Origin of the sequence: Bradyrhizobium sp. ORS 375 (assembly GCF_000239775.1) — a bacterium.
Lineage (GTDB): Bacteria > Pseudomonadota > Alphaproteobacteria > Rhizobiales > Xanthobacteraceae > Bradyrhizobium.
Map to the genome: position 1 here is coordinate 1 of NZ_CAFI01000209.1, position 10,953 is coordinate 10,953.

9 protein-coding genes and 1 pseudogene are annotated in these 10,953 nt (G+C 65.5%); 2 read left to right on the forward strand and 8 right to left on the reverse strand.

All coding sequences use genetic code 11. From position 1 onward, the window contains the following. The 5 genes and pseudogenes from BRAO375_RS17785 to BRAO375_RS17805 all read right to left on the reverse strand — a co-directional run. Positions 1-436 (reverse strand): annotated as a pseudogene (locus BRAO375_RS17785) (ABC transporter substrate-binding protein); the annotation flags it as partial. Positions 437-1,047: 611 nt separating this feature from the next. Continuing rightward, the gene (locus BRAO375_RS17790) at positions 1,048-2,709 is read right to left on the reverse strand and encodes a mucoidy inhibitor MuiA family protein (protein ID WP_009028850.1); all 1,662 of its coding nucleotides are present in this window, start codon (positions 2,707-2,709) and stop codon (positions 1,048-1,050) included. Positions 2,710-2,906: 197 nt separating this feature from the next. Beyond that, a complete protein-coding gene (gene serA, locus BRAO375_RS17795; RefSeq protein WP_009028852.1) occupies positions 2,907-4,496 on the reverse strand; it encodes a phosphoglycerate dehydrogenase in 1,590 nt (529 codons plus the stop codon). A 270-nt stretch (positions 4,497-4,766) separates the two neighbouring features. Next, positions 4,767-5,939, reverse strand: coding sequence for a phosphoserine transaminase (locus BRAO375_RS17800; RefSeq protein ID WP_009028853.1), 1,173 nt, complete (start codon positions 5,937-5,939; stop codon positions 4,767-4,769). 141 nt (positions 5,940-6,080) lie between these two features. Beyond that, positions 6,081-6,371, reverse strand: a complete 291-nt coding sequence (locus tag BRAO375_RS17805; RefSeq protein ID WP_009028854.1) for a hypothetical protein — start codon at positions 6,369-6,371, stop codon at positions 6,081-6,083. Between the two features lie 112 nt (positions 6,372-6,483). Here BRAO375_RS17805 and BRAO375_RS17810 point away from each other — a divergent pair, with 112 nt between their 5' ends. Both BRAO375_RS17810 and BRAO375_RS17815 read left to right on the forward strand, forming a co-directional pair. Then, positions 6,484-7,467 carry an aldo/keto reductase gene (locus BRAO375_RS17810; RefSeq protein ID WP_009028855.1) on the forward strand — a complete coding sequence of 328 codons (984 nt, stop codon included), beginning with the start codon at positions 6,484-6,486 and terminating at the stop codon, positions 7,465-7,467. Beyond that, on the forward strand, positions 7,464-8,315 hold the full coding sequence (locus BRAO375_RS17815; RefSeq protein WP_009028856.1) for an amidohydrolase family protein: 852 nt from the start codon (positions 7,464-7,466) through the stop codon (positions 8,313-8,315). Before BRAO375_RS17810 ends, BRAO375_RS17815 begins: the two co-directional genes overlap by 4 nt. 6 nt (positions 8,316-8,321) lie before the next feature. On the opposite strand, the gene BRAO375_RS17820 is transcribed toward BRAO375_RS17815, so the two are convergent. The 3 genes from BRAO375_RS17820 to BRAO375_RS17830 all read right to left on the reverse strand — a co-directional run bounded on the left by BRAO375_RS17820 (position 8,322) and on the right by BRAO375_RS17830 (position 10,665). Next, positions 8,322-8,777: a GNAT family N-acetyltransferase gene (locus tag BRAO375_RS17820; protein ID WP_009028857.1), complete on the reverse strand. Its 456-nt coding sequence runs from the start codon at positions 8,775-8,777 to the stop codon at positions 8,322-8,324. Between the two features lie 24 nt (positions 8,778-8,801). Beyond that, positions 8,802-9,632, reverse strand: a complete 831-nt coding sequence (locus BRAO375_RS17825; RefSeq protein WP_009028858.1) for an outer membrane protein — start codon at positions 9,630-9,632, stop codon at positions 8,802-8,804. 190 nt (positions 9,633-9,822) lie between these two features. Continuing rightward, the gene (locus tag BRAO375_RS17830; protein WP_083842497.1) at positions 9,823-10,665 is read right to left on the reverse strand and encodes an outer membrane protein; all 843 of its coding nucleotides are present in this window, start codon (positions 10,663-10,665) and stop codon (positions 9,823-9,825) included. Between the last annotated feature and the right edge of the window lie 288 nt (positions 10,666-10,953).

Here is a 10,953-nt window from a genome sequence, read left to right on the forward strand (position 1 = left end):
TCGCGCCGGTGGCAGCGGGCGCCGCCGCGGCGGCAGGAGCGGTCGGCGGCGGCGCGCTGACGCTGCGCTCGAGCTCGGCCAGCTGGCGCTCAACCAGCCGGCAATCGGCCCGTCCGCCATTGACCGCAGCACGGCCGTCGGCGATGAAGCGCTCGAATTCGCGCGCGAGCTCGTTGCGATCGTTCGAGTTGGTCGAGGCCTCGCGGATCGCTTCCTGGAATTTGCCGAGCATCGCCTGGACGCGGCGCGCCGGGATGCTCGTGCACGCCTGCGATGAGCCGAGGATCGGGCCAACACGGCCAGCGAGCTCCCGCACCATGCTCACATTATCGGCTGAGACCGCCCGGCTGACGCTTTCGGCCAGCATGATGGCGGCAAGAATCGTCGCGCGCTGCGAACGCCCCGTGAGCCACGAGGCGAAGAACGAGTATTGCATCGGAAAGATTGTGACCTCCGTTCCTGTCCGCCGACCGATACGCGCAGACGGGACGCAAGGAAAAGGCCGGCCGAAATGACCCGCCGGTGCGGTGATCCGAATATCGTCACGACGATCTGGATTGCTTGAAACATCGGGACAGAACCAGCTTCACGTCCACGACGATCGTTGTGGTGCGGTCATCTCGTGCGGCCGCCTGATCGTCGAACGCATGTGGTCCCGAGTTCTGCAGTCTCTCCTTGCCGAACGCCATCAATCGCTACCTGCGTCCGCGTCTGAGGCAAAGACACGGCACGCGCGGCATCTACGACGGCTTTGAGTTCAGATCAGGGCAAACGAAAACGCAGATCAGCCCGCAGGAGCGCCGATACGGAGGGATAGTACCGAAATCTGAGACCTCGACATCAATGACGATAGATCTCAAGTTGAGACGGTATCACGATGAAGCGCAGGACGGGACGCGCGACGCCAACACGGGCATCAGCCGATCAAGGCCCACGCAACGACCGTGCATCATTTGCCCTGCCATCAGTCCTGGGCCGTCAAGATGCTGTCACAAAACAGCGCCCTGACGGCCGGCTCGTGAATTCACGACAGCTGAAGCAGGCGCGCTAGCCCGACGGCTGTATCACGATGGTCTTGTCCTTCGGCCAGCGGACACGCCAGGCGAACGAGATGTCCTTGGTCTCGCCGGGCTTCGCATCGACGACCCACTCGGTCACGCCGCGCCGGTCGCGCACATTGGTGGCGGTCGGCGGCGTGGTCGACGGCAGCATCTCGACCACGATCTCCTCGTTCTCGCTGACCGGCAGCTGATCCTGGATGGCCACCTTGACGGGGAAATCATGCGCGTTGCGGACCGTCGTCTTGAACGCCCGCTCGTCGATCTTCGCGGTCGTCACGATCAGGCCGGCCGAGCCTTCGTTGCGCTTGATGACGCTGCGCTCGACCTTGACCTTGTCGTCGGCACCGAAGCCGAGACGAACCGTCTCGTCCTTGCCTGCCGTCGCCAATCGGCTGGACCCGACGAACATGCCGTCGCGATAGATCGAGACCTTGCCCGGCAGCAGCGGCGCATCCTCTCCTTGCGTGAAGCTGGCTTCGAGATAGGCCGTGGGATCGGCGACCGGCGCGGCGCGAATGATCAGCTCCGGCGTGATCGCCGCGGTCGAGATACGCAGGCTCTTGGCGCCATCGTTGGTGCCGATGCTCACGCGTCCGGGAAGGCGGAAGGCGGTCTGGTAGGCGCCGATCTCAACCGCCGTCTCGCGTTCCTCCGCCCGCTTGGCCTCGGGAGCTGCAGCGACGGGCGCCTGCGGTTCCACGGCCCGCAGTCTGGCCGTCTTGTCGGCCAGCGTCCCGAGTTGCGCCATCGGCGGAGCTGGCGGTGGCGGATACTGCGCGATCACCGTCCGCAGCTCCGGCGCGCTGCCGCCACGTCCCGTGCGCACGGTCGAGACTGAGAGCGCGACATCGGACCAGTCCTCGCCGGTGCTCTGCTGGATCTCGGCGCGACGCACCAGCTCCAATGTCGGCTTGCGGTCCTTCGCCGACGTATCGAGGCGCGCATCGTACAGCGGCACCCAGCGAGCGTTGCGCACGGCGTAGGTCACGCGCAGCCTCGCCTTGGTCGCTGCCGCAGCCGACAGCTCGATCTGGACTTCCATCTTGCTCGGCGGCTTGGCCGCGCGATCGGCCTGCAGGCGCGTAACCTCGCGATCGATCTCGCGTTGCTTGCGCTCGGCATCGCGGATGGCCGCGTCGGCCTGACCGACCTCCTCGGCGACCGCGGCGAAGGCGCTGCGCCATTCGGCGATCGGCCGCGCCTCGCCCTTCTCGCCGAGACCGGCGGGAGATGCTTCCGCAAACCTTTCGGCGAATTTCTTGCGCGCAAGCGCGGCGGCGATGGCGCCGTCGAGATTGGCGCGCTCGTCCTTCAGCGCCTCGATGCGCTTGTCGATCTCGGGCAGATTGACCGGCGGCGCCGCCCGCGGCGGCTTGGCATCGACGGTGCCGATGGTGAGCTTGGCTCCGGCGTCGCCTTCCACGCGCAGCGAGGCGGCATCGAAGCCGAGCGGAAAATCCTTGGCGATGGCCGTGCTGTCTCCGGCCGGAAGGTCGAGCGCGATGACGCGGGTGACGGTCGCGCCATCGGGATAGACGGTGACGGCGTCGACGGTTGAGGTCGCGTCCAGATTGGCAGCAAGGCCCGGGCCGGCCGCCAGCGCAGCGCTGAGAACGACACCCGTGGCCAGCAGGCCCTTGTTTCGCATGGTCATCACTTTCTCCGCAGCCCAGGGCCCTCGCGACCGGATCAGCCGGTCCTTCAACGGGCGTTAGACGCGGGGAAAGATAGGCGGGTTCAATTGAGACCCGGCAAAGCCGATCGTTCGAATGCCACTGAGAATCAAAAAAGGCAGCACGGCGCCGGGCCGCACTGCCTTTTTGGCCGACCGATCCGGTGTTGCGATCAGAACGCCAGCGCCTTGGCCTGCTTGACCTGGGGCAGCGCCTGGATCTTCGCAAGCAGCTCCGCCGGCACGGCGCCGTCGATCTCGACCAGCGCGATGGCGTCGCCGCCGGCCGCGACGCGACCGAGATGGAAGGTCGCGATGTTGATCTTGGCGTCGCCGAGCAGGCTCGCGAACTTGCCGATGAAGCCCGGCTTGTCCTCGTTGGTCACGTAGATCATCGACTTGCCGAACTCGGCGTCGACGCGGATGCCCTTGATGTCGACGAGCCGCGGCTTGCCGTCGGCATAGACCGTGCCGGACACCGCGCGCTCCTGCTGCCCGGTGGTGACCGCCACCGTGATCAGGCTTTCATAATCGCTCTCGCCGGCGCGCAGCACCTCGTCGACGATCATGCCGCGCTCCTTGGCGATGACCGGCGCCGACACGACGTTGACCTCGCCGAGCATCGGCCGCAGCAGGCCGGCCAGCACCGCCGAGGTCAGTGCCTTGGTCTTCATCTCGGCGACCTGGCCCTCATAGGTGATCTGGACCTTGGTGATGCTGCTCTCCGTGAGCTGGCCCGCGAACGAGCCGAGCTTCTCGGCCAGCGCGATGAACGGCTTCAGCTTCGGCGCCTCCTCGGCGGTGATCGAGGGGAAGTTGATCGCGTTCGAGATCGCGCCGGTCAGCAGATAGTCCGACATCTGCTCGGCGATCTGCAGCGCGACGTTCTCCTGCGCTTCCGTCGTGGACGCGCCGAGATGCGGCGTGCAGATCACGGAAGCGTGGCCGAACAGCGGATTGCTGGTCGCGGGCTCCTCGGCGAACACGTCGAGCGCGGCGCCGGCGACGTGCTTGGAGTTCAGCGCTTCGAGCAGCGCCGCCTCGTCGATCAGGCCACCACGGGCGCAGTTGATGATGCGCACGCCCTTCTTCGTCTTGGCGATCGCCGCGGCATCGATGATGTTGCGGGTCTTGTCGGTCAACGGCGTGTGCAGGGTGATGAAGTCGGCGCGCTTCAGCAGTTCGTCGAGCTCGACCTTCTCGACGCCGAGATCGCGCGCGCGCTCCTCGGTGAGGAACGGGTCGAAGCCGATCACCTTCATGCGCAGGCCCTGCGCGCGATCGCAGACGATCGAGCCGATATTGCCGCAGCCGACGACACCGAGCGTTTTGCCGGTGATCTCGACGCCCATGAAGCGGTTCTTCTCCCACTTGCCGGCCTGCGTCGAGGCGTCGGCCTGCGGGATCTCACGCGCCAGCGACAGCATCATCGTGATCGCGTGCTCGGCGGTCGTGATCGAATTGCCGAACGGCGTGTTCATCACGATGATGCCCTTGGCGGTCGCCGCGGGAATCTCGACATTGTCGACGCCGATGCCGGCGCGGCCGATCACCTTGAGCCGCTTGGCGCGCTCGATGATCTTGGCCGTGGCCTTGGTGGCCGAGCGGATCGCAAGGCCGTCATAGTCGCCGATGATGTCGGCGAGCTTGTCCTTGTCCTTGCCGAGATTGGGCTGGAAGTCGACCTCGACGCCGCGATCCCGGAAGATCTGCACGGCGGCCGGGGAGAGAGCGTCGGAGATGAGAACTTTGGGCTTGGTCATGACGATGGTCCTTCACGCCCTCGTTTCGAGGGGATGGCGCGGGGCGCCGGAATGAGTTGAAAGCCTGTAGGGTGGACAAAGCGCAGCGTGCCCACCGCTCTCGCGCGTGAGGTCAATAGATGGTGGGCACGGCGCTTACGCGCCTTTGCCCACCCTACGCGGCGTCAAACTCCGTCATCGCGAGGAGCACTTGCGACGAAGCAATCCAGACTTCCTTCCCGGCTCTGGATTGCTTCGCTGCGCTCGCAATGACGGCGAGACCAGCGCGTATCAGGCAGCCTTCGGCAGCGCGGCCTTGGCTTCCGCGAATGCCCAGTCGATCCACTGCGTCAGCAACGCGACGTCGCTCGCCTCCACCGTGGCGCCACACCAGATGCGCAGTCCGGCCGGCGCGTCGCGGTAGTGCGCGAAGTCGAAGCCGGCGTTCTCCTTCTCGACCAGCGAGACCAGCTTCTTGGCGAACTCGGCCTGGGCATCGGCCGACAGCGCCGTGATCGCGGGATCGACGACCTTGAGGCACACCGAAGTGTTGGAGCGGATCGCCGGATCCTTGGCGAGGAAGTCGATCCACGGCGTGCGCGCCTTCCAGTCCGCCAGCACCTTGGTGTTGGCGTCGGCGCGCGCGATCAGCGCCTTGAGGCCGCCGATCGACTTGCCCCAGTTGAGCGCATCCAGATAGTCCTCGACGCACAGCATCGACGGCGTGTTGATGGTCTCGCCCTCGAAGATGCCGGCATTGAGCTTGCCGCCTTTGGTGAGGCGGAAGATCTTCGGCAGCGGCCAGGCCGGCTTGTAGCTCTCGAGACGCTCCACCGCACGCGGCGACAGAATGAGCATGCCGTGCGCGGCCTCGCCGCCGAGCGCCTTCTGCCAGGAGAAGGTGACGACGTCGAGCTTCGGCCAGTCCAGCGGCTGCGCGAACGCGGCCGAGGTGGCGTCGCAGATCGTCAGACCTTCGCGCGACGCGCTGATCCAGTCGGCATTCGGCACGCGTACGCCGGAGGTGGTGCCGTTCCAGGTGAAGACGATGTCGGACGCGGGATCGACCTTCGAAAGGTCAGGAATCTCGCCATAGCCGGCGTGCAGCTTGGTGACGTCCTTGAGCTTCAGCTCCTTGACGATATCGCTGACCCAGCCCTCGCCGAAGGATTCCCACGCGATGGTGGTGACGGGGCGCGCCCCGAGCAGCGACCACAGCGCCATCTCGACCGCACCGGTGTCGGACGCCGGAACGATGCCGATCTTGTAGTCGGCCGGCACTTCCAGGACTTCGCGCGTCAGCTCGATCGCCTGCTTGAGCTTGGCTTTGCCGACCTTCGCGCGATGCGAGCGGCCGAGAGGAGCGTCCTTGAGATTTTCGGGGGTCCATCCGGGGCGCTTGGCGCAGGGGCCGGAGGAGAAATGCGGCACGGCAGGCCGCTGCGAGGGCTTCGCTGCAGTCATCGTCTATCCTTCCAGATAGTAAGCCTCCCGTTGGGGGGAGGTGTCCCGCCGGCGTGATTAAGGGAAGGTCCGTTCCGCGTCAAGGAACTTCGCGCGGCCTGATGGCCGTTCACGCAGAATTGGCTGGCATGCAAGACAAGCTCATTCAGGCGCTGCGCCGATCGGGGCCGGTCCGCCGGGCGGGCGATGCAGGAAGGTCATCGATGCATAGGCGCCGATCCACGATCCCACCGCAGCAAAGCCGACATAGATCCAGTTCTCGGTGTAGCTGATCACCGCAAAGGACGACAGCGTGTACCAGATCGCGCTCCAGTTTGCGGCGGAGAGTCGGCGGCGTGCGACGACCGCGGAGGTGAACATGACATACACTGCATCCGTCGCGGCCGTTGCCAACACGACGCCAAGCGCCGTCAGCGCATTGATCTCCGCCATCGTTCCTCCATCCTCTTCGTTGCCGTATCGCACAACGCTCTGACGTTGTGCCGTCGCATCCGCTCATGCACAATGACGCGATCTACAGGCGCCGAACAACAAGGATAGAAGAATGCAACGCGTCCGTCTTGGGAGGAGCTCACTCGATGTCACCCGGCTCGGCCTAGGAACGGCGCCGCTCGGCGGCCTGTTCGAGCCGGTCAGCGACGACGATGCCGAAGCGACGATCGCGGCCGCCTGGTCGCGCGGGGTGCGCTTCTACGACACCGCCCCGCTCTACGGCTTCGGCCTCGCCGAGCAGCGGCTGGGCGCTTTCCTGCGCCAGCAGCCGCGCGACAGCTACGTCATCTCGACCAAGGTCGGCCGGCTGCTGCGGCCGGATCCGACGGCCCCCGACGATCCGCATTACAAGGGCGCGCCGCCGCTGCGGCCGCGATTCGACTACTCCTACGACGGCGTGATGCGCTCGGTAGACGAGAGCCTGGCGCGGCTCGGCCTCGATCGCGTCGACATCCTGCTCGTGCACGATCCCGACGATCACTATGACGAGGCTGTTGCCGGCGCCTTCCGCGCGCTGCAGCGCTTGCGCGAGGACGGCAGCATCAAGGCGATCGGGGCCGGCATGAACCAGTCGGAGATGCTGATGCGGTTCGCCGAGGTCGCACCGGTCGACTGCTTCCTGCTCGCCGGCCGCTACACGCTGCTCGACCAGGGCGCATTGGACGGCCTGTTCCCGATCTGCCAGAGGCAGAACATCGCCATCCTGCTCGGCGGCATCTACAACAGCGGCATCCTGGCCAATCCGCATGGTCACGCGAAGTTCAACTACGAAGACGCCGACCCCACCCTGGTGACCCGCGCCCGCCAGCTCGACGCGCTGTGCAAGCAGCACGGCATCGAGCTCAAGGCGGCCGCGATCCAGTTCTGCCTCGCGCATCCCGCCGTCACCGTCGGCGTGCAGGGCGCCCGCAATGCGCAGGAGGCGGCCGACAATATCGCGCAGGCGCAGGCCGCGATCCCAGCCGCGTTCTGGCGCGCGCTCCGCGCCAGCAATCTCGTCGATGCGCGCGCGCCGCTGCCGGGAGACGCGGCATGAGCCAGAGGATCGACGCGCATCAGCACTTCTGGGATCCCGCTCGCGCCGACTATCCATGGATGGCCGGCGACGCGCTGGCGCCGATCCGCCGCCCGTTCGGCCCCGCCGACCTCGCGCCGCTGCTCGCGGAGAATGGACTCGACGCGAGCATCCTGGTGCAGACGAGATCGTCACTGGACGAGACCGAGGAGTTCCTGCGCATTGCGCATGATTGGCCATTCGTCGCCGGCGTCGTCGGCTGGGTCGACCTGACCGACGCGGCAGTGGGAGCGACGGTCGAACGGCTGCGCGCGCTGCCGGGCGGCAACAAGCTCGTCGGCATTCGCCACCAGGTCCACGACGAAGCCGATGCGGACTGGCTGTCACGCGGCGACGTTCGGCGCGGCGTGGAGGTCGTGCTCGCGCACGGCCTGACCTACGATCTCTTGGTGCGCACGCGCGAGCTGCCGGCAGCGATCGCGGCGGCACGAGCGTTCCCAGACGCACGCTTCGTGCTCGACCACGCCGCCAAGCCGCCGATCGCAACCGGATTTGATCAGCAATGGGCCGACCGCATCGCGGAGCTGGCTGCGAGCGGGAACGTCTGGTGCAAGGTCTCAGGGCTCGCGACGGAAGCGACCTGGACCGACTGGGATGCCGAGCGGCTGCAGCCCTATGTGACGCATGTGGCGACCTGCTTCGGCGCGGACAGACTGATCTTCGGCTCGGACTGGCCGGTCTGCCTGCTCGCCGGCAGCTATCACGAGATCAAGCAGGCGCTCGAACGCTGCCTGACACAGCTGGGCCCCGACTTCCGCGGCAAGGCCTTCGGCCCGAATGCCGTCGCTGCGTATCGGCTGCGGCGCTGACGAGAGTCAGAACCGCATCACCATGCCGAAATGGCTCTTGGCGAAGCCGAGCCGCTGGTAGAAGCGCTGCGCGTCGGTGCGACTCTGGTGGGTCATCAGCTCGATCAGATTGCAGCGCTGCTTGCGGGCCTCGAAGATCGCCCATTGCAGGAGCTGCTCGCCGATGCCGCGGCTGCGGCGGTCGGTGGCGACGCGGACATCCTCGACCAGCGCGCGCGACGCGCCCTGCGAGCTCAAGCCAGGCAGGATGCACAGCTGCAGGCAACCGACCACCCTGCCCGCCTCCTCGGCGACGACGAGGGTGATGTGATCGGCGCCCGCGATGGCATCGAACGCCGCGAAATATGAATCGGGCATCGGATCTTCGATGCGCTCGCGGGCGCGACCGAGATGATCATCGGCGAGCATCGCAACGATGCTGCCGACGTCCTCGCGCCGCGCCGGGCGGATGGTGATCGACATCGGCTTCGACTTTTTTCGGAGCAGCTAGAACTTGTAGCCGAGGCCGGCGCGCACCGTGTTGATGTTGGTGTCGACGGTCGAGGTGAAGCGGACGTATTCGTATTCGGCGCGGGCGAACAGACCACCGATCAGGTTGACGTCGACGCCGACGCCGGCACTGTAGCCATAGACGAAATGATTGTGGCTCAGATTGTTGGCGCTCGTAGAACTGACAACCGTGAAGGGACCACCGGCCACTGTCGACGTGGAATCCTGAATGGTCGCAGTCTGACCGATATTGGCGTTTCCGAGAGCCAGCCCGAAATAGGCGTAGGGCAGGAACGCGCCCATCATGTAACCGGCGCGCCCCCTAATCGTCGCCATGTCCGTGATCTGCATCTGCGTCGTCTGCGTCACCGTGGCCCGATGAAACAAGGTGTCCGACAGTTGCCCCGAATAGAACGTTCTGGTGGCCGAAGGCTTGATCCCGAAGGGGCCATGCATATAGCTCCCTTCCACACCCAGCACGACGTCTTCCCATTGCGAGTTGTAGCCTGCAAAGGCACCCCACGCCGACGATCGGGACGATTGCTTACCGAAGCCCGGTGACCAGCCCCAAGTGGACGCGGGCATCTCGCCGCCGATCACCGTCCCCTGAGCGAGATTGCCGGCAAGGCCTGGATTGGTGTTGCTGAACTGCTGGTCGGTCGAACCATAGCCTCCCTGGACGCCCACGTAGTAGCCGTCCCAGTTGACCCGTGAATTGTTGAGGCCTTCGGACATGCTGCCCCTCAGGATGGGCAGATCGGACAAATCGGCGGCCTGGGCCGCCGAGACCATGCCACACACCGAAACCGCCACCAGCAGCCTACGCATTGCAACGCTCCAATCAGCACTGAACTCTCTGTCAGCGATCATCGCGCGTTAACCTTAATCATCCGTTGCCGCGCGGCGTTCCGTTCCAATTCTTTTACCGTGACCGCGAGCGCTGCGGGGAACGAGAAAGCAAAACGGCGCGGGATGCCCGCGCCGTTTTCCTCGTAGAAGTGATGCGTCTCGCTCGAGCTCAGCCCTTGCGGATCAGCGGCGGCATCGGGGGCGGCGGCGGGTTGTCGAAATTCCAGCGCACGCCGAGCTTCAGGTCATGCGAGGTGATGTCCTTGAACTTGAAGATGTTGCCCGTGGTGGTGCCGGTGTAGGTCGAGAGAATGCCGGTCTGCCCCTGCCCGAGATCGACATAGCTGTAGGCCAGTTCGAGCACCAGGTTCGGGTTGACGTTGTAGGCGAGACCCGCATGCGCCGCCCAGGCGAAATTCCACTTCGAGGAGGTCGGCGCCGTGGCGAAGCTCGTCGTCGTGAACGGCAGGTTGTTGATGCCGGTATCGGTGAAGTTCGAGATCGTCACGCGCGAGCCGCCGACGCCGGCGCCGATGAACGGCGTCACGCACCACCAGGTGCCGAGATCGACATAGGCGTTGGCCATGACGACCCATTCGGACTTGCTGGCCGTGTAGTTGTCGATGCCGCTATAGGGCACGCCGCCGGCGGTCGCATTGAAGCGGTCGGTGCCCTTGAAGTTGGAGTTGCCGCGGTACTGGCCGGTGATGTCGGCGCGGAACCAGCTGTTGAAGCGATAACCGACGCCGACGCCGTAGATGCCGGCCGTGTCGAAGCCCGAGGTCTGCTCGAACGAGGTCATCGGCGTATAGGCCGACTCGCGGCTGTAATGAACGTCCTTGACCTTCTGATTGCTGAAGCCGATGTCGCCGCGCAGGTACCAGCCACCGAAATCAGCCGCAGGCGGCGGCGCGTAGACGGGCGGGGGCGCGATGGGCATGTCGGCCGCAAAGGCCAAAGTGGAAAACAGAGAGGCCGCTCCGGCGGCGATCAAAGACTTAACGCTACGCATTGGCTTCGTCCCTTTGGCCGGTGAGGCGTTCGGAAGGGGCCCCACATCACAACTGACGGCTGTACAATCGCACCAAATGCTTAAGCAGCGCTTAACCCTAATAATTAGGGTTGATATTTCGTGAGTGCGCGGGAACCGTTAACCGGCGTGCAACAGGTCCTAACGATTGGTTAGCGGCCGGCACACCTCTCCGTGGATTGCCAACTCATTAGTTGAGTTCAGACCGCCTCACTCATCAGTCCGCTCAGACAACCGCGAACCGCGACATGAAGTCGTCGCCGCGGCGGC